Source organism: Paraburkholderia sp. SUR17 (genome assembly GCF_029536165.1).
Classification (GTDB): domain Bacteria; phylum Pseudomonadota; class Gammaproteobacteria; order Burkholderiales; family Burkholderiaceae; genus Paraburkholderia; species Paraburkholderia kururiensis.
Map to the genome: position 1 here is coordinate 2,514,255 of NZ_CP120509.1, position 17,846 is coordinate 2,532,100.

Consider the following 17,846-nt stretch of genomic DNA (forward strand, 5'->3'; position numbering starts at 1 on the left):
CCCTTGCGGGGGCGGCGGCCTACGATGCACCGGCCGGCCGCCTCTAAAAACCGGCGGTACCGGCGCGGTGCCCGGCTTACTTGATGCTCTCGCGGAACCAGCGCGGATGATGCTTTCTCGCCCACCCGAGCGTGACCGTACCGCGCACCATCGCCCCCAGCGAGCCCTTCACCCACAACGCCGCATACACGTGCACGACGATGCCGATGATGAGGACGAACGCGCTCGCGGCATGCACGACAGCGGCAAGACGGATGACTTCGATCGGGAAGTAGAACGAGAAATAGCGCCGCCAGATCACGACACCGCTTGCAAGCAACAGCAGCAGGCAGGCCACCATCACGAAGAATAGCAGCTTCTGTCCGGCGTTGTAGCGGCCGATGGGCGGCAGCTTGTCCTCGCGATTAGCGAGCACGTCGTTCATCTGGCGCAGCCACTGGTAGTCGCTTTCGTCCAGATAGTTGTGGTGCCAGAAACGCAGCGCCAGCACCAGGAACGACACGAACATCACCACGCCGATGAACGGATGCAGAATGCGCGTCCACTGCCCGCCGCCGAGCAGCGCGGAGAGCCAGAACATCGACGGATGAAACATCGCGAGGCCCGAAATCGCCAGCAGCACGAACGAGATCGCGGTGATCCAGTGGTTGGTGCGCTCGTTCGGCGTGTAGCGCACGATCAGGTTGGGATCAGTTTGTTTCATCGCTACGCTCCCGTCGTTCGCCCCTCAACTGCTCCGCTTCCTTGCGTGCGGACGCTTCCTCTTCCGGCGTCACCTCGTTCGGACCAACACGCGTGTAGTGGAAGAACCCGGCCAGCGCCGCAATGGCCATACCGGCCACGGCGAGCGGCTTGGCCACGCCCTTCCACAACTGCACGAGCGGACTGATCTTCGGATTGTCCGGCAGGCCGTGATAGAGCGAAGGCTGGTCCGCGTGATGCAGCACGTACATCACGTGCGTGCCGCCCACCCCTTGCGGATCGTAGAGGCCCGCGTGCTCGAAGCCGCGCTCCTTGAGATCCTCGATGCGCTCGGCCGCGTGCTGCTTCATGTCTTCCTTGGTGCCGAACACGATGGCGCCTGTCGGACAGGTCTTCACGCACGCGGGCTCCTGGCCCACGGCCACGCGGTCGGAACAGAGCGTGCACTTGTACGCGCGGTTGTCCTGCTTCGAGATACGCGGAATGTTGAACGGACAGCCCGTTACGCAATAGCCGCAACCGATACAGTTCTCCTCGTGAAAATCCACGATGCCGTTCGTGTACTGCACGATCGCGCCCGGCGAAGGGCAGGCCTTCAGGCAGCCCGGGTCCTCGCAGTGCATGCAGCCGTCCTTGCGGATCAGCCATTCGAGGTTGCCGTTCGGGTTCTCGTATTCGGAGAACCGCATCACGGTCCACGAGTGCTCCGTCAGGTCGCGCGGATTGTCGTAGACGCCGACGTTGGTGCCTACCTCGTCGCGCAGGTCGTTCCACTCCATGCACGCCGTCTGGCAGGCCTTGCAGCCGATGCACTTCGAGACATCGATCAGCTTCGCCACGGTGCCGGTAACGGGCTCGCGCACAGCCGGAGGCTGCACGGTGGTGGCCGACTGGCGTTTGATATCGAGTGATTGCAGTGCCATGTCCGCCCCTTAAGCCTTCTCGACTTTCACGAGGAACGACTTGAACTCGGGCGTCTGCGAATTGCCGTCGCCGACTGCCGGCGTCAGCGTATTCGCGAGATAACCCGGCTTCGCCACGCCCGTGAAGCCCCAATGCAGCGGAATGCCCACTGTGTGCACCTTGTGGCCGTCCACCATGAGCGGCTTGATGCGCTTCGTCACCACTGCCACCGCCTCGATATGACCGCGGTTGCTCGATACCTTCACACGGTCGCCCGCCACCACGCCCACCTCGCTCGCCAGCTCTTCGCCAATCTCCACGAACTGCTGCGGCTGCACGATGGCGTTGAGCCGCGCGTGCTTGGTCCAGAAGTGGAAGTGCTCGGTGAGGCGATATGTCGTTGCGGCATGCGGGAAGTCCTTAGCCTTGCCAAACGACGCCCGGTCATCCGGGAACACGCGTGCGGCCGGATTGTTCGTGGCCTGCGCGTTCTGCGGATGCAGCGGGTTGTAGCCGAGCGGCGTCTCGAACGGCTCGTAATGCTCGGGGAACGGACCTTCGTTCATGCCGTCGCGGGCAAAGAAGCGCGCCACGCCTTCGGGGTTCATGATGAACGGACCCATGCCCGTTTCGGGCGATTCGTCGGCCTTGTAGTCCGGCACGTCGGCGCCGGTCCACGCCGCGCCGGTCCACGCAATCAGCTTGCGCGTGGGATCGAACGGCTTGCCGGCCGTATCGCACGATGCGCGGTTGTACAGAATGCGCCGGTTCGCGGGCCAGGCCCACGCCCAGTTCAGCGTCTGGCCGATACCGGTCGGGTCCGAGTTGTCGCGCCGGCCCATCTGGTTGCCGGCCTGGGTCCACGAGCCGCAGAAGATCCAGCAGCCGCTCGAGGTGCTGCCGTCGTCCTTCAGTTGCGCGAAGCCTGCCAGCTGCTCGCCCTTCTTCACGAGCACCTTGGTGGGGTCCTTCGGATCCGGCAGGTCAGCAAGCGCCTTGCCGTTGAACTCCTTCGCGAGTTCTTCGGGCGTGGGGCTTGCCGGATTGGCGTAGGGCCAGCTCAGCTTCACAATGGGATCGGGCAGCTTGCCGCCGTCCTTGCCGTAGGCCGCACGCAGACGCAGGAACAGCCCCGACATGATTTCGAGGTCACTGCGCGCTTCGCCCGGCGGCTCCACGCCCTTCCAGTGCCATTGCAGCACGCGGCCCGAATTCACGAGCGAGCCGTTTTCCTCGGCGAAGCACGTGGTGGGCAGACGGAAAACTTCGGTCTGGATGGCCGACGAATCCACGTCGTTGTACTCGCCGAAGTTCTTCCAGAACTCCGACGTTTCTGTTGCGAGCGGGTCCATGATGACGAGCCACTTGAGCTTGGCCAGCGCCGCCGCGTTTTTCGCCTTGTTGGGCGCCGCCGCGAGCGGATTGAAGCCCTGCGCGATGAAGCCGTTCATCTTGCCCTGATGCATCAGCTCGAACGCCTGCAGCAAGTCGTAGGACTTGTCGAGCTTGGGCAGCCAGTCATAACCCCAGTTGTTGTCGGCCGTGGCCGCGTCGCCCCACCACGACTTCATGAAGCTCACGAAGAAGGCGCGGTAGTTCTTCCAGTAGCTGAGCTGGTTCGGACGCAGCGGCTGCTGCGCACGCTTCTTGATGTACGCCTCGTAGTCCTGCTCCGCTTCGGTGGGCAACGTCATGTAGCCGGGCAGCAGGTTCGACATCAGGCCGAGGTCCGTCAGGCCCTGGATGTTCGAGTGCCCGCGCAGCGCGTTCATGCCGCCGCCCGCAATGCCGATGTTGCCCAGCAGCAATTGCACCATGGCGCCCGTGCGGATCATCTGCGCGCCCACCGAGTGGTGGGTCCAGCCGAGCGCGTAGAGCACCGTGCCGGCGCGGCCCGGCTGCGCCGTCGTGGCAAGCATCTCGCACACCTTCAGGAACTTGTCCTTCGGCGTGCCGCAGACCTTCTCCACCATCTCGGGCGTGTAGCGCGAGTAGTGCTGCTTGAGCAGGTTATAGACGCAACGCGGATGCTGCATCGTCTCGTCGACCTTCACGAAGCCGTCGTCGCCGCGCTCGTAGTCCCACGACGATTTGTCCGCGTAGGCGTGCTTCTGCGCGTCGTAGCCGGAATAGATGCCGTCGTTGAAGGCGAAGTCTTCGCGCACGACGAACGTGAAGTCCGTGTAGTTCTTCACGTACTCGTGCTGGATCTTGTCGTTCGTCAGCAGGTAGTTGATCACCCCGCCGAGGAATGCGATGTCCGTGCCGGTGCGAATGGGCGCGTAATAGTCCGCCACCGACGCCGTGCGCGTAAAGCGCGGGTCGACCACGATCAGGCGCGCCTTGCGGTGCGCCTTCGCCTCGGTGACCCATTTGAAGCCGCATGGGTGCGCCTCGGCTGCATTGCCGCCCATCACCAGGATTACGTCTGCGTTCTTGATGTCGACCCAATGGTTCGTCATCGCGCCGCGGCCAAACGTCGGGGCAAGACCTGCCACCGTCGGGCCGTGTCAGACACGCGCCTGGTTGTCGAACGCGAGCATCCCCAGACTGCGGATCGTCTTGTGAGTCAGATAGCCCACTTCATTGCTGCCCGCCGACGCGGCCAGCATGCCGGTGGTGAGCCAGCGATTCACCTTCTTGCCGTCCGCGGTGGCCTCGACGAAATTCGCGTCGCGGTCCGCCTTCATGAGCTTCGCGATGCGATCGAGTGCGTCTTCCCACGAAATGCGCTGCCACTTGTCCGAACCGGCGGCACGGTACTCGGGGTACTTGAGACGGCTCGGGCTGTGGATGAAATCGATGAGACTCGCGCCCTTCGGGCACAGCGTGCCGCGATTGACGGGGTGGTCCGGGTCGCCCTCGATGTGGATGATGCTCGCGGTGGCGTTCTTGGCGCCGTCCCCGAGACCGTACATCAGGATGCCGCAGCCCACGGAGCAGTACGGGCAGGTATTGCGGGTTTCAGTGGTACGCGCCAGTTTGTACTGACGAACCTCCGCAACCGCGCGCTCTGGGGAGAAGCCCATAAGCGCAAGACTCGATCCGGCGAGCGTGGTTGTGGTGATCTTCAGAAACTGGCGCCGGGACATTTGCAACATGTCGTCCTCGGCTTCTGGTTATTGAGTGTGAATCAAAAGTATAGGTCGTCTCTTACAGGAGCGTCAGGAACGCGGCACGCGCGAAGCGGTGCGGCGGCCAGGCGAGACGGGCCGAACGATAGCACGACACAAAGACACACGTGTTTTCACCGGCACGCCCGCTGGGCGGGCGTGGTGCGTGCTTTGGGCAGGCCGCTGCTGTCGTGCAGCAAAATGGCTGGAGCGCGGGACGGGCGGCGCAGCAGCTCATCGGTCTGGGCTGCTGCGCGACGTGCATGCCTGCATGGCATCAAGGCGGTGCTCCTGCCGCTTATATACAGTGGAGTGTGCGGACACCCTTAGGTCTCCGCTTTGCTCTGGACTCGTGCAAGACCATTGGACGGCGCGCCCTGACTCGCCGTGAAGGAGCACCATGGACACGCTTTCCCCGGACCGGATTCAGTCCGCCGCGCGCAAAGAAGCCTCGTGGGCGATCGGCGCGTTCAGGAAGTTCTCCGACGATCGCTGCACCTCCCTTGCGGCCAGCATCGCGTTCTACTCGGCCTTTTCGCTCGCGCCCACCCTCGTGATGGTGATTGCGGTGGCAGGCTGGTTCTTCGGTAACGATACCGCCCGCAGCGAACTCTTCGACCAGGTGCGCATGGTGCTCGGCAACGACGCCTCCGCGGCCATCACGACCATCGTCGAGAACGCTCATCGCAGCAAGAGCGCGGGCGACGTGGCGGCCATCATTTCGTTTTCGATGCTGGCCATTGGCGCCTCGGCCACCTTTTCGTCGCTCAATATGGCGCTCAACATCGTATGGCCGCCGCCCGTCGGGGCGCGGCCTTCGACGGTGCTCGCCCTCGTGCGCGTGCGGCTCATCTCGTTCAGCCTCGTGCTCGGCGTCGCATTTCTGCTGATCGTCTCGCTCGTGCTCGACACGGCTATCACGTTCGTCGGCGAGATGCTGTGGGCGGCTTCGCCGTATGTCGTGATCGGCGACCTGCTGCAGCTCGGCGTGGGGCTGCTCGTGCTCGCCGTGGCCTTCGCCGCGCTGCTGAAGTTTCTGCCCGACGCGCCGGTGCGCTGGCGCGACGCGATTGTGGGGGGTGCAGTCGCCGCCGTGCTGTTTTCGGCGGGCAAGAAGCTCTTCGCGCTGTATCTCGCGCACGCGGGCATGGCGAGCGCGTTCGGCGCGGCGGGGTCGCTCGCGGTGCTGCTCATGTGGCTGTACTTCTCGGCAGCGGTGCTGCTGCTCGGCGCCGAGTTCGCGGCGGCACGCGGACGGCTGCACGATCCGCGCGGCGCCTGGGGCAGCCAGGACAACCTGCCGCCCGGTAGCCGTGCCAAGCTGGCGTCCGTGCTTGCGGCCTCCACGGTTGCCGACAGGTTGCGACAGCCGGATGGAGCCGCGGCGCGCGTGACGGATCAGGCGACCGTGGCGGCTGAAGGAACGGGGCGACGTGGGTCAGCGAAAGATTCGGGGAGCCGTATCGCGATGGCCCCGCATGTCTCCAACGGCGATGCGCATCCCGCCTCGCTATATCGGAAGGACAACAAAGAACGCTTCCCGGCGCGCGTAGTACGCGTGGGTCGGACGGCAGTCGGCATGGAGCGCAAGGCAACGCGAGCAGCCGCCGACGCCATCGTTCAATCAGGCCGCGCCGCTGCAGCGGCGAATCGATACGTGAAGCAGCACCCCTGGACGTCGGTCCTGCTTGCCACGGGCGCTGCGCTGTTCATGACAGCGGCCAGGAACCGCCTGGCCGGCGGCCGACACCCCGTCCATGGCAAGCTCACTCCTTCCAACGGCAGCGATACCGACGACGCCCAGCCGACGTTGTCACGCAAACGCTGAGGACGCCGGCGCGTCTTGAGACAGATCAGTTTCGGCGCGGCCGGCCGGATCGGCCGCGAAACGGCTTGCCGCGGTTTGTCAGCGGCTTCTTAATGCAGTCGCGGCGCGCGCCATCGAATTCATTTCATTCGACTTTCATTTACGCGAGTTGCCTGACCAATTTCAGGGCGTCACTGTGCGCAAAACAACAATAATGTAGAAATGGTACACAGTGTTGCGACTTCCGCAATTATCGTGAACACGCTTTATATACAAGGCTTTGTGAACGTTGTTACATTTTGGCTACACTCAATTTTTTTCAGTTCTTGCCGTTGCATGCCCTGCGTTATTCTCCATCGCGCAACAACAAATCAATCATCTGCGTGGAGAAATGGATGAAAAAGCTTACACTTTCGACCCTCTCGCTGGCCCTGCTCGGCGTTGCCGGCGCAGCGCATGCTCAAAGCAGTGTCACGCTGTATGGCGTGATCGACGAGTCGTTCCAGTACGTGCACAACGCAGACTCGAACAACAACAGCCTGTACCACCTGCTCGGCGGCAACCTGCAAGGTAACCGCTGGGGCCTGAAGGGTCAGGAAGACCTGGGCGGTGGCCTGAAGGCGATCTTCCAGTTGGAAAATGGCTTCGACATCAACAACGGTCGCCTCGGTCAAGGCGGTCGCATGTTCGGTCGTCAGGCATACGTTGGTCTGACGCACGACGCGTACGGTACGTTCACGCTGGGCCGCCAGTACGACCCGCTGGTCGACCTGGTTCAGCCGCTGACGGCCGACAACTACTGGGGTTCCACGTTCACGACCCCGGGCGACGTCGACAACAACGACAACAGCTCGCGTACCAACAGCGCCATCAAGTACACGTCGCCCGTGTACGCCGGCTTCCAGTTCGAAGCGTTCTACGCGTTCGGCGGCGTGGCAGGTTCGACGGGTTCGGGCCAGACGTGGTCGGCTGCAGCAACCTACGCGAACGGTCCGTTCAGCGTTGCTGCCGGCTACATCGTCATGGACAACGCAAGCACGTTGGCTGGCCGTGGCTTCGTCGCGGCGACGGGGACCAGCGCCGGTACCGCTGCAGGCTGGGGCTCGGGCGTGACGTCGGATGCGACGTTCGATTCGTCGGTGAACAGCGCGTTTGCATCGGCCAAGTCGATCAACATCGCTTCGGTGGCCGCGCAATACGTGGTTGGCCCGTTCACGGCCGGCCTGCGTTACAGCAACGCTCAGTACAAGCCGGACGGCTACTCGACGTTCACGGCAACGCAACGTTACGACGTTGGCGCTGGCTTCCTGAACTACCAACTGACGCCGGCAGCCCTGATCGGCCTCGGCTACACGTACACGCACGGCAAGGGCAACTTCTCGCAGACCTACCACCAGATCTCGCTGGGTGGTGACTACAACCTGTCGAAGCGTACGGACGTGTACCTGGTTGGTGCATACCAGCACGCATCGGGCAACGGCGTGTTCGCATCCGTCGCCGACTACGGCTACGACTCCAACGCTCGCTCGTCGGAAATCGTCAGCCTGGGTATCCGCCACAAGTTCTAATCGAACTTCGTGCGAAGCTGCGGCGAAACACTGCCGCAGCAAAAAAGCCAGCCTCTTCGGCTGGCTTTTTCTTTTCCGGGCCCATCTTGCAGGCCCCGGCAAACGTCTCCGGCGTAGCCGCGCTGCTAGCGTCGCGACTTCACCGTCTCCGCTTGCGCAAGCGTCTGCGCCGGCTGCGCAGGCACCTCGCGCGCAGCGCCCGCGGCGGGCAGCACGAGCGGCGCACGCCCACGCTGCTGCAGCGGAACACCCTCGGGGCTCTCCCACGCCGGGTCCGGAATCTCCGCGAACACCTGACGCAGCTGCTCGCCCCAGGTGCGGTGGATCATCTCGAAGTACGCGTTGTCATGGTCGATCGTGACGAAGCGCGTCACGCGCAGCGCATTCGCTTCGTACACCAGCAGATCCAGCGGCAACCCCACCGAGAGGTTCGAGCGCAGCGTGGAATCCATCGAGATCAGCGCGCACTTCGCGGCCTCGTCGAGAGGCGTGGAAGGCTTCAGCACGCGGTCGATGATCGGCTTGCCGTACTTCGATTCGCCAATCTGGAAATACGGATTCACGTCCGACGCTTCGATGAAGTTGCCCGCCGCGTAGATCATGAAAAGGCGCGGACGCTGCGCGAGGCTCACGCCCACGTCGGCGGAACCTTCCCCCGCGCCGCGCGGCGCAGCGATCTGCCCGCCCAGAATGAAGCTGCAATTGAAATCGACGCCGAACTCCTGAAGCGAGCGCGCCTCGTGCTGGTGGACCTCGCGCACGGCGTCGCCCACCACGCGTGCAGCCTCGGTCATGCTGGACGCCGTCCAGAGCGTGGGGCGGCCCGCGGGAGCGGCCTCTTTCAGCACGTGCAGAACGGCTTGCGTCAGCGAGAGATTGCCGGCGCCCATCAGCACGAGCACCCGCTCGCCGGGCTGCTCGAACACCGACATCTTGCGCGCCGTGCTGATGTGATCGACGCCCGCGTTGGTCCGCGTGTCCGACAGGAACACGAGTCCCTCATCCACACACATCGCCACACAGTAAGTCATGAATCTGCCCTGCCAAAAGCCAATAATCACGGCATTGTACCGCCGCGCCACCGCGATCCCGAGGCCCGCTCCGAGGGACTTTGCCTCACGCGCGCGACACCGGCCAAGAAAAATCCCCGCAGGCATGCACCGGCGGGGATTGCGTCAAGCATGCCGGCGACGATGCGCCGGCGCAGCCATTATCAGGCTGCTGCGTCCTTCAGCTTCTTCAGCGCACGTGCCTTCACGCGAACCGAAGCGGGCTTCGCCGGGAACCAGCGTTCCTCGCCCGTGAACGGGTCTTTGCCGAAGCGCTTCTTCTTCGCCGGCACAGCCTGCACGACGATCTTCAGAAGACCCGACAGCGTGAACTCGCCTGCGCCCTTCTTGTGCACGGAACCGAGGATGGTGTCCTCGAGTGCGCCAAGCACGGCCTTCACGGACTTCACTTCGACTGCGGCACGCTCGGCAATGTGAGCAGCCAGCGAGGCCTTCGTGAAGGTGTCCTTGATCGGCGACGGAGCGCCGGACGCCTTCACGGCGACCTTCTTAGCTGCAGCCTGCTTTGCGGGCACTTTCTTCGCGGCAACCTTCTTGGCCGGGGCAGCGGCCTTCTTGGCCACTTTCTTTGCGGAAGTCGGCATGTTTCTCCTACCAGTGTTGGTCAATGAATCATGAAGGCACCGCGCCATGCGGGCTCTTCAACGGCGGATTCTACAAGCGCTCCAGCGTTTTGCGCGAATCTTTTGTGGGGGCGAGGCGCAAGTTGTTGCGCGGCGCAGACTATGGCGTGCGTTTTAGCGCCTTTTTTATGGGGTAAACGCGGCATGGCGGCTGCGCCACCCCTTTGCCAAGGCACTTTTCTCGATGCGCGCGCCCACGTTACGCACCATTACGCGAACGCGCGAGGCGCGGCATCAGCGCGGCGAGCGCATCCAGTCCTTCGTCGATATGGGCGACGTCCATCGCGCCGTAGCCGAACATAAGCCCCTGGTCGGGGCGCGCCTTCACATAAAACGGCGTGAGCCCGTAAATGCCGAGCGAAACGTCGGCGGCCGCACGCACCAGCGCCGCCTCGTCGACGGAAGCGTTAAGCCGTGCCGCGAGATGAATGCCCGCGGTGGTCGGCATGATCGGCGCTAACCACTCGGAAAGCGGTCCTCGCAGATGCGTGAGCAACGCTGCGCGCCGCGCGGCGTACTCCTTGTGCATGCGGCGCAGGTGCCGCGCGAAGTCGCCGTTGAGCATGAAGGTGGCGAGCGCGCGCTGCGTGAGCGTGCAGCCGTGCCAGTCCGTTGCCTTGCGCGCCGTGACGAGCGGCTGCGCCAGCGACGCCGGCGGCACCACGTATCCCACGCGCAGTTCGGGAAAGATGGTTTTCGAAAACGTACCCACGTAGGCCACGATTGCGCTGCGATCCAGGCTTTTGAGCGGCTCCATGGGACGCCCTTCGAAACGGAACTCGCAGTCGTAGTCGTCCTCGATAATCACGGCGCCGCGTTGCTGCGCCCATTCGAGCAAGGCGACGCGACGCTCGAGGCTCATCGGCATGCCGAGCGGAAACTGATGCGAAGGCGTCACGTAGACGAGCCGGGCGTTCTTCGGCAACCGCTCGACAATCAGCCCTTCGTCATCCACCGGCACCGGCACGACCTTCGCGCCCGCCGCGAGCAGACAGGCACGCGCCGGCGGATAGCCGGGGTCTTCGATCGCCGCGACATCGCCCGGGCGCAGCACGACGCGCGCCATCAGATCGAGCGCGTGCTGCGCGCCCTGCGTGACGATCACGTCCTCCCAGTTGCTCGCCACCGCGCGGCTGAACGCGAGATAGCGCGAAATCGCGAGACGCAATTCCTGCTCACCCGCCGCGTCCCGATAGGCGCCCACGCCGCGGGCCTGCGCGCGCAGCGCCTGGTTCACGCAACGGCGCCAGACGTCGAAGGGAAAGCGCGACTTGTCCGTCACGCCGCCCATGAAATCGACGCGCAGACGTCGATCGGAACGCGGTAACAGCTGCGTTTGCGATAGCGCCTCCCACACGGGCGCGGCCTTCGCGAGCGTTCCTGCGCCCGGGCGCTCGTGGCCCGCACGAGACGCATGAGACACATGAGGCGCGCGGACGCCTCCGGCCATCCGCACCTGCACAGAAGGCTCGGACGGCAGCCGTTGCAGGCCCATTGCGACGAACGTGCCCGAACCGGCGCGCGCAGTGAGATAGCCTTCGGCGAGCAGCCGTTCGAACACGTCCAGAGTCGTCTTGCGCGATACGCCCAGTTGCACCGCGAGGTCGCGTGTGGAAGGCAGACGCGTGCCGCCGGCGAGCCGTCCCTCGACGATTCCCGCGCGCAACTGCCTGTAGATCTGCCCTGCCAGGTCGTGGCGTCCTTCTACGGTGACGTGAATGTCCATCGCGACTCCTCCGCTCCCCGGTTCCTCGTCTTCAAGGCAGCTATTCTGGCAGACCGCACTCGCGATCGACCCGTGAAGCAGGTGACCGGCAGCCGGACAGCCCGACGCAAAAAAGCCCCGACATGCGGGGCTTTCTGCCTTCCAGGTTGAAACCGAAGCTGAATCGCAATCTACGTCCGCCCTCAATGCACGAGGGCAAACCGACGCAGCCGCCGCAGCGCTACACGCATCAGTCCAACGCAGCCGACGCGGCAGCGCGCCGCTCGTCGGCCTGCGCACGCGCACCGTTCGACGACCGATGATGTTCAGACGAAAGCCGCCGCATCAGCGGCAGCAGCACCACCGCAATCGCAACGCCCACCGCCGCGAGCCAGCCGAGCCCCCAGAACAGCTTCGTATAGAGCGGCAACGAGGTCAGCGGATCGAGTTCGCCGGAAGGCATCTGCGCGAAATTCGCCACCACGCTGCCCAGATACTGCGAAACACCGGTCGCGACGAAATACGCGCCCATCATGAAGCCGCTCATGCGCGCGGGCACGTAGCGCGCGATCATCGCGAGCCCGAGGCCGCTCACGAGCAGTTCGCCGAGCGAGTAGAGTCCGTAGCCCCACACCATGAACCACGACGACACACGGCCCTCCACGGCGTACCGGCCGCTCACCGCGAAGACGAAGAAGCCCGCGGCCACCACCGCGAAGCCCGCGGCGAACTTGCCCGCCACCGGCACGTCGCGGCCGTTGCTGGCGAGCCGTGTGTAGAGCGTGGCGAGCAGCGGGGAGAGAATCATGATCCAGATCGGGTTGAGCGCCTGGAACTGCGCGGCGCTCCACGAAAACAACGGCACGCCCGCAATCGAGAACAGCGGGTCGACATTGCGCAGCGCAAACAGCGTGAGCGAGGTCGACATCTGCTGATAGAAGATGAAGAACAGAATGGACTGCAACGTGAGCACGAGCGCCGCGATCAGCCCCGCGCGTTCGGCGCGTTCGCAGCGCGCAAGCATCCACGCGAAGATCGCGAGAATCGCAACGCCCGCCGCATAGACGCAGGCCACGGCAATCGCCTTGTGCTGGAGCACGAACACGGTGGCAAGCCCGAGCGCGATGCCGCCCAGCGCCACCGCCGCCGCGCGCGCGAGCTTGAGCGGTTGCGCGTCCGGCGCCGAACCCACGTGCGCCACCGTGCGATACATGAGCGCGAAATTCAGCACGCCAAGCACCATGCCGGCGCAGCACACCGCGAACGCGGCGTGCCAGCCCCAGTGGTCCTTGATCCACGGCGTAGCGAGCATGGATACCGTGGAGCCCACGTTCACCGCCATGTAGTACATCGTGAACGCGCTGTCGATGCGCGCTTCGTCGCCTTCATAGATGCGACGCACGAGGTTGGCGGCGTTCGCCTTGAAGAGCCCGTTGCCCACCACGATCACACCGAGCGACGCATACATGTGGTCGAGGCTGTCGTCGGGCATGGCGAGCATCAGATAACCCACGGCGAGCACCGCTGCACCGAAGATCATCGTGCGCCGCGCGCCCAGCACCTTGTCGCCGATCCAGCCGCCAATAGAAGGCGCCGCATAGACCAGCGCCGTAAAGGCGCCCCAGGTGAGGTTGGCGTGCCCGTCGGCGAAACCGAGCTTGTCCACCATGAACAGCACGAGCAGCGCGGCCATGCCGTAATAGCCGAAACGCTCCCACATCTCGATCAGAAAGACCGTCGAGAACGAGCGCATTTGCGAAACAGGTTGATTCATCGGGTACCTCGTGTGGATGCAATTGCAACGACGCCCGGGGCTGACCGCCCGGACCATGCGTGAAGAAATGGCGCAGCCGGCATCACGCCGGAGCGCTCATTTGCGCTTGCGCGTCGAAGAAGACAAAGCAGGAGAAAAAGCGAGGCAGGAAGGAGGCCCGAGGCCATGCCGGCTGCGTGACCGACATTCGTCGCGTGGCGACACGCGAAAGCGTTTCGTGCAAGTGGAAGTGCGGTTCATTTTTCAGGTCTGCAGGCGAACGCCCCGATCAGGGTGTGCCGTTGCGAGGTGCCGCACGCAGGATCGCTGCGCGCAACAGGGCTGCAAATCAAAGGGTATTGCAGGGAAAATGCAGGCGATGAGAAAGGTTATGCCGCGCCGCTAGCGCAGCGATTCTGCAGACGATAGACGCTTCGATCACCCAGGGTTATCCCGGCGCCGGATTGTAGCCCGCGAAATTCAGCCGTGCTCGATGTCAATAAGCGGCACGTCAAGCAAGCGCGCAAGCCCTTTGCCGCCCTCGCGCATCACGTGGTCGTGATTCCATTGGAAGAGCGGCCGGGCGAGGGGAGCCACGAGGTTCATCCAAGGCCGCATGGTGCGTACCTGCCATTCGTAGCGAATGACCGTCACGCCGTCCTGCTCTGAAAAACGCCACCGGCCAGCGCCTTCCACGGCGCCCGTGGCATAACCGTCGAGTGCGACGAGCGGCTCGATGCGCGTCACGCGCATGTCGAACACGAGCCGGTACGGCAGCGCGCCCTTCCACGTGTAGCGATGCAATGCGCCGATGCCGCGTGTGTCGCCGGCCTCGATGGCTTCCACGCGCTCCACGCTCTTCCACCATTCGGGCCACCGCGCGCAGTCTTCTATGGCGGCCCACACCGCCTGCAACGGCGCGTGGATGCGCCATGTCGTCGTGAACGCGTACTGGCTGTTGCGCACGGCAGCCTCCGTGGTCGTGTGCCGGTTCTTATTCTGAACCGGCGCGAAGCACATGGAGGTCCCGGTCCGTGCCGGCGAGGCCCAGACGGAATCAGTAACGGTCGATGCGATTGCCGTTGATCTGCACGCGGTCGCCAGGACGCAGATCGCCGGGGTTGCTCACATCGAACGCGCGCGACGAGCCGTCGCTCAATTGCACCACGACGCGGTAGCCCGACGGCGTCGACGTGCTATTGCTGTATTGCTGGCCGATCTGGTTGCCGGCCACCGCGCCACCCAGTGCGCCCACCACGGTCGCGACGTCGCGGCCGTGGCCGCGTCCGAACTGGTTGCCGATCACGCCGCCCACCAGCGCGCCCGCCACCGTGCCGACCACACCGCCCGTGCTCGCCGGACCGCCGTTTGAAACGAGCGGCTGGATGCTCGACACCACACCGTATTGCGCACCATAACCCGCGGCAGGCTGCTGCGGATACGGCTGCGGCGCAGGCTGCTGAGGGTAGCCCTGCGTGTCGTATTGCTGCTGATAGCCCGGCTGTGCATACGGCTGCTGCACGTACCCCGGCTGCGAGTAAGCCGGCTGAGGCTGGGCATACGCCGGTTGCGCCTGGTACCCGCCGCCGTACGACGATCCATAAGGCGACGGTCCCGGCACGGCGCATCCGGTGAGCGCAAGTGCCGCGCCTGCCGCGATGGCAACGGTCCCAACAAAAAGCCTGACTGAACGCGTGTTTTTCATGATCTGTACTCGATGTGCTGCCGTAGCGGTGGTGCCCGCGCCCGCGGGCGTAACGGATGATGCGCGGAGTATAGGGAAAGGCGCCGCCGATTTTTCGTGGTCCCGAGTAACAGTGTGTAAAGTCTTTTGCCGCCCATCGCGCGGGTCTGATGAAGGCGCCTCGCTTGCTCATCGAAGAGAGAAACGTGCGAGGAATAACGCCGCCCCATTGAGTGTTGTGTGGGCATGTCATAACGACAACGAGGCGCGACGCCATGCACCCACCTTCCCTGTGCCGCAACGTGCGGCTCGCCGTCGTAACAGGCAGCGCGAGCCTGTTTGGCCTCGTCAGTGCGTGCTTCGGCGAAGACGGCGCCACGTGCGTCCATTTCGCCGACAGCGCAGCGCTCGCGCGCGCCGCTGCATCGAATCAACCGACCTTCAGCGCGATCCTGATGGACGCGCAAGGCGACGCGGCATCGTCACCGCCGGCCCTCGCGCAGCGCAGCGGTCACGAGGATTCGCGCGTGCCGCTCATCGCGGTGGGCATCCGCGGCGGCATCGACGCCGCCGAGCAACTGCTCGATGCCGGCGCCGATGAAGTGGTGCTCTCCCCGGTCGATTCGCGCGAACTCGTCTTGCGCGTGCATCTCGCACTACGACGCACGCGTGGCAGCGCGGGGCCCACCCACACAGACGATCGGCTCGTCGTAGACGCGTATGCGCTCAACCGGCGCACGTGCACGGTGCACATCGGCACGCAGACCATCGACCTCACGCCACGCGAGTTCGCCGTGGCGTGGATCCTGTTTTCGCGGTGCGGGGAGTATGTGAGTCGCCGGCAGATGGCCGGCGCGGTGTGGAGCAGTTCGGACGACATCGTGGGACGCACGCTCGAACAGCACATCTACAAACTGCGCAAGAAGCTGGAGTTGAACGGCACGCGTGGGGTGCAGCTGCGTGCCGTGTATGCGCGCGGCTATCAGCTGGACGTGGCGGACGTCGCAACGTCCGCCGAAGTCGCATAGCCGTACACGTCAGTCTGTAAGGCGGTCAGTTCAGCAGATCCGGCGACGGAGACGGCGTATGCGAATCCATCCAGTCGTACGTGTCGTTGCTGTTGGCCCATGCCCAGTTTCGTGCAGGCACGGCCGCGCGTGTCGCGTTGCTGCTATCCGTACGCACTTCGGCATGCGCACGGCGCAGTTCTCCGCTCCGCAGTTCTCCGCTGTCATCGTGCACGCGGCGCGCGACGTTGGCGCGTTGGAAAGTCGAGTCGTCGAAGCTCATGGCCTTCTCCTTGCAATCAGTTTTCGCGGGCGGACTCGCATTCGAGCGACGCGGCCACCAGTTCCGCAAACCGCTCCAGTGCCGCGACAGAGCCATGCACGGTGCGGTATTCCTCGCGCCCGATGCGCGCATCGAGCACGACCGTCATGCCAGCCTGCCGGGCGAGATCGACGATATCCATCTCATGCTCCACGTCCGCAAATGCGATTGAGTCAGGTTGATCGGTTCAGCGGGGCTACCACTTCTGGCCGCCCGTTGATGCGTAAGTTGGAGCATTTCCCGATTTGCATCAACGGGGCAGCGCTGAATTCATAGTTTGCTGTTCCACAACAATGGCTGAATCGCCCGCCTGGCGGGGCTTTGCGGGGTCTTGAACCCCTCCCCGCCTCGCAGGTGCGCCGGGCATCGTGCCTCGCTGTGGTGCCTCGCCGTGGTGCCTTTTGCGCCTTGCCTCGGTGCACGCGCCGCTTCGTGAACGCGCACGGCGGCTTGCAAACGGCCTTCAACGCGCGTGCCGTGCGCACGCACACATGCGGCGCAACGCTTGCCCTGTAGGGCCTGCGCGCGTCTATAGCGGCTTCCGCACGCACCTCTGGCACAGAACTCGCTAAGTTACCCCGCGAGAGGTGCGAAGCAATTTGCATCATCTTAGGATCGCTAGGGTTCCGGTCGTGACCGCCGCGCAAGCCGCACACACGACGCCTGGTCCGAGAGCAATCCGGTCTCGTCTCCACCTTCCTGCAAGGCGGCGCCGAGGCTCCACGGAGGGATAAAAGCCCGGGAGGTCGCGATGTCGTTCGTCGCCCTCTCACGCTTTGTCCAATCCGACCCAGGAGCCTCCATGCCGTCCAGCCTCCCCGCCGACGCCGCGTTGCCCGCTGCGCGAGACACGTCCCTCCCCGCCATCACGCCGCTGTGGGAAACCGTGATTCCCGCGGGCACCCACTGGTCCGCCGTCGTGCGCCGCGGCCTCGCGCTGCGCATCGTCGATATGGAAGGCGGCGCGAATCTCGCTGCCGTGTTCTATCGCCAGGAAGATCCGCTCGAACGCTACAACATGGCCGACACGTTGAAGGCCCAGCACACCGCGCACCTCACGCGCGGCCACGTGCTGTATTCGGACATGGGGCGCGTCATGGCCTCGATCACGGCCGATACGCTCGGCTGGCACGATCCGCTCGGCGGCGTAGGCGATGCCGCGCTCTTCGCGCAGAAGTACGGCACCGCGTGCTATCAGACGCATCGCAACGACATGATCCGCAACGGCCGCGACAGCCTCGTGCTCGAACTTGCGAAGTACGGCCTTGGCGAGCGCGACCTCGTGGCCAACGTGAACTTCTTCAGCAAGGTCGCCGTGGGCGACGACGGCGCGCTCGAATTCGTGCCGGGCCATTCGCCGGCGGGAAGCACGTTCGATCTGCGCTTCGAAATGAACACGCTTGCAGCGTTCTCCACGGCGCCGCATCCGCTCGACCCGCGCACGCAATACGAGCCGAAGCCCGTGCGCGTGATCGCGTACCGCGCCTATGCCGCTGACGCATCCGCCCCCGCCGACGACCCGTGCCGCACCGCGTGCCCCGAGAACACTCGCGGCTTCATCAACACCGACCGTCTGTTCGCGTAAGGAG

15 protein-coding genes and 1 riboswitch are annotated in these 17,846 nt (G+C 64.6%); of the genes, 4 read left to right on the top strand and 11 right to left on the bottom strand.

Going from position 1 to position 17,846, the window contains the following annotated elements; all coding sequences use genetic code 11:
- Window positions 1–76 precede the first annotated feature (76 nt).
- From P2869_RS28440 to fdnG, 3 genes are read right to left on the bottom strand one after another with little or no spacing between them, the layout of a single operon-like run.
- On the bottom strand, window positions 77–703 hold the full coding sequence (locus P2869_RS28440) for a formate dehydrogenase subunit gamma (protein WP_126876960.1): 627 nt from the start codon (window positions 701–703) through the stop codon (window positions 77–79).
- Window positions 690–1,625, bottom strand: a complete 936-nt coding sequence (fdxH, locus tag P2869_RS28445; RefSeq protein ID WP_277598699.1) for a formate dehydrogenase subunit beta — start codon at window positions 1,623–1,625, stop codon at window positions 690–692. Before fdxH ends, P2869_RS28440 begins: the two co-directional genes overlap by 14 nt.
- Before the next feature lie 9 nt (window positions 1,626–1,634).
- Entirely contained in the window at window positions 1,635–4,706 is a 3,072-nt protein-coding gene (gene fdnG / locus P2869_RS28450; RefSeq protein ID WP_277598700.1) for a formate dehydrogenase-N subunit alpha, read from the bottom strand.
- 412 nt (window positions 4,707–5,118) lie between these two features.
- Here fdnG and P2869_RS28455 point away from each other — a divergent pair, with 412 nt between their 5' ends.
- Window positions 5,119–6,546 (top strand): YhjD/YihY/BrkB family envelope integrity protein, encoded by a 1,428-nt coding sequence (locus tag P2869_RS28455; protein ID WP_277598701.1) that lies wholly within the window; start codon window positions 5,119–5,121, stop codon window positions 6,544–6,546.
- Window positions 6,547–6,920: 374 nt separating this feature from the next.
- On the top strand, window positions 6,921–8,093 hold the full coding sequence (locus tag P2869_RS28460; RefSeq protein WP_017774970.1) for a porin: 1,173 nt from the start codon (window positions 6,921–6,923) through the stop codon (window positions 8,091–8,093).
- 125 nt (window positions 8,094–8,218) lie between these two features.
- Here P2869_RS28460 and P2869_RS28465 read toward each other — a convergent pair whose 3' ends face one another.
- The 6 genes from P2869_RS28465 to P2869_RS28490 form a co-directional block, all read right to left on the bottom strand.
- Window positions 8,219–9,124 (bottom strand): proteasome-type protease, encoded by a 906-nt coding sequence (locus P2869_RS28465; protein ID WP_277598702.1) that lies wholly within the window; start codon window positions 9,122–9,124, stop codon window positions 8,219–8,221.
- Window positions 9,125–9,306: 182 nt separating this feature from the next.
- The gene (locus tag P2869_RS28470) at window positions 9,307–9,747 is read right to left on the bottom strand and encodes an HU family DNA-binding protein (RefSeq protein WP_017774968.1); all 441 of its coding nucleotides are present in this window, start codon (window positions 9,745–9,747) and stop codon (window positions 9,307–9,309) included.
- A gap of 238 nt (window positions 9,748–9,985) precedes the next feature.
- Window positions 9,986–11,512, bottom strand: a complete 1,527-nt coding sequence (locus P2869_RS28475; RefSeq protein WP_277598703.1) for a PLP-dependent aminotransferase family protein — start codon at window positions 11,510–11,512, stop codon at window positions 9,986–9,988.
- A 229-nt stretch (window positions 11,513–11,741) separates the two neighbouring features.
- The gene (locus P2869_RS28480) at window positions 11,742–13,265 is read right to left on the bottom strand and encodes an oligopeptide:H+ symporter (protein ID WP_017774966.1); all 1,524 of its coding nucleotides are present in this window, start codon (window positions 13,263–13,265) and stop codon (window positions 11,742–11,744) included.
- A 459-nt stretch (window positions 13,266–13,724) separates the two neighbouring features.
- Window positions 13,725–14,210 (bottom strand): SRPBCC family protein, encoded by a 486-nt coding sequence (locus P2869_RS28485; protein WP_277598704.1) that lies wholly within the window; start codon window positions 14,208–14,210, stop codon window positions 13,725–13,727.
- 91 nt (window positions 14,211–14,301) lie between these two features.
- Window positions 14,302–14,949 carry a glycine zipper 2TM domain-containing protein gene (locus P2869_RS28490; RefSeq protein ID WP_199540932.1) on the bottom strand — a complete coding sequence of 216 codons (648 nt, stop codon included), beginning with the start codon at window positions 14,947–14,949 and terminating at the stop codon, window positions 14,302–14,304.
- Between the two features lie 254 nt (window positions 14,950–15,203).
- On the opposite strand from P2869_RS28490, the gene P2869_RS28495 reads away from it, so the two are divergent.
- The gene (locus P2869_RS28495; protein WP_277598705.1) at window positions 15,204–15,956 is read left to right on the top strand and encodes a response regulator transcription factor; all 753 of its coding nucleotides are present in this window, start codon (window positions 15,204–15,206) and stop codon (window positions 15,954–15,956) included.
- A gap of 25 nt (window positions 15,957–15,981) precedes the next feature.
- Here the strand turns inward: P2869_RS28495 and P2869_RS28500 are convergent, their stop codons facing one another.
- Both P2869_RS28500 and P2869_RS28505 read right to left on the bottom strand, forming a co-directional pair.
- The gene (locus P2869_RS28500; RefSeq protein ID WP_277598706.1) at window positions 15,982–16,218 is read right to left on the bottom strand and encodes a hypothetical protein; all 237 of its coding nucleotides are present in this window, start codon (window positions 16,216–16,218) and stop codon (window positions 15,982–15,984) included.
- Window positions 16,219–16,234: 16 nt separating this feature from the next.
- A complete protein-coding gene (locus tag P2869_RS28505; protein ID WP_017774961.1) occupies window positions 16,235–16,399 on the bottom strand; it encodes a hypothetical protein in 165 nt (54 codons plus the stop codon).
- Window positions 16,400–16,864: 465 nt separating this feature from the next.
- Window positions 16,865–17,004: riboswitch (guanidine-I (ykkC/yxkD leader) on the top strand.
- A 55-nt stretch (window positions 17,005–17,059) separates the two neighbouring features.
- On the opposite strand from P2869_RS28505, the gene P2869_RS28510 reads away from it, so the two are divergent.
- On the top strand, window positions 17,060–17,842 hold the full coding sequence (locus P2869_RS28510) for an urea amidolyase associated protein UAAP1 (protein WP_277598707.1): 783 nt from the start codon (window positions 17,060–17,062) through the stop codon (window positions 17,840–17,842).
- Window positions 17,843–17,846 lie beyond the last annotated feature (4 nt).

Bases quoted from the DNA above. Each gene is read 5' to 3' on its own strand.
- P2869_RS28440 (WP_126876960.1), bottom strand. From the start codon at position 703: ATGAAACAAACTGATCCCAACCTGATCGTGCGCTACACGCCGAACGAG.
- fdxH (WP_277598699.1), bottom strand. From the start codon at position 1,625: ATGGCACTGCAATCACTCGATATCAAACGCCAGTCGGCCACCACCGTG.
- P2869_RS28455 (WP_277598701.1), top strand. From the start codon at position 5,119: ATGGACACGCTTTCCCCGGACCGGATTCAGTCCGCCGCGCGCAAAGAA.
- P2869_RS28460 (WP_017774970.1), top strand. From the start codon at position 6,921: ATGAAAAAGCTTACACTTTCGACCCTCTCGCTGGCCCTGCTCGGCGTT.
- P2869_RS28465 (WP_277598702.1), bottom strand. From the start codon at position 9,124: ATGACTTACTGTGTGGCGATGTGTGTGGATGAGGGACTCGTGTTCCTG.
- P2869_RS28470 (WP_017774968.1), bottom strand. From the start codon at position 9,747: ATGCCGACTTCCGCAAAGAAAGTGGCCAAGAAGGCCGCTGCCCCGGCC.
- P2869_RS28475 (WP_277598703.1), bottom strand. From the start codon at position 11,512: ATGGACATTCACGTCACCGTAGAAGGACGCCACGACCTGGCAGGGCAG.
- P2869_RS28480 (WP_017774966.1), bottom strand. From the start codon at position 13,265: ATGAATCAACCTGTTTCGCAAATGCGCTCGTTCTCGACGGTCTTTCTG.
- P2869_RS28490 (WP_199540932.1), bottom strand. From the start codon at position 14,949: ATGAAAAACACGCGTTCAGTCAGGCTTTTTGTTGGGACCGTTGCCATC.
- P2869_RS28495 (WP_277598705.1), top strand. From the start codon at position 15,204: ATGCACCCACCTTCCCTGTGCCGCAACGTGCGGCTCGCCGTCGTAACA.
- P2869_RS28500 (WP_277598706.1), bottom strand. From the start codon at position 16,218: ATGAGCTTCGACGACTCGACTTTCCAACGCGCCAACGTCGCGCGCCGC.
- P2869_RS28505 (WP_017774961.1), bottom strand. From the start codon at position 16,399: ATGGATATCGTCGATCTCGCCCGGCAGGCTGGCATGACGGTCGTGCTC.
- P2869_RS28510 (WP_277598707.1), top strand. From the start codon at position 17,060: ATGCCGTCCAGCCTCCCCGCCGACGCCGCGTTGCCCGCTGCGCGAGAC.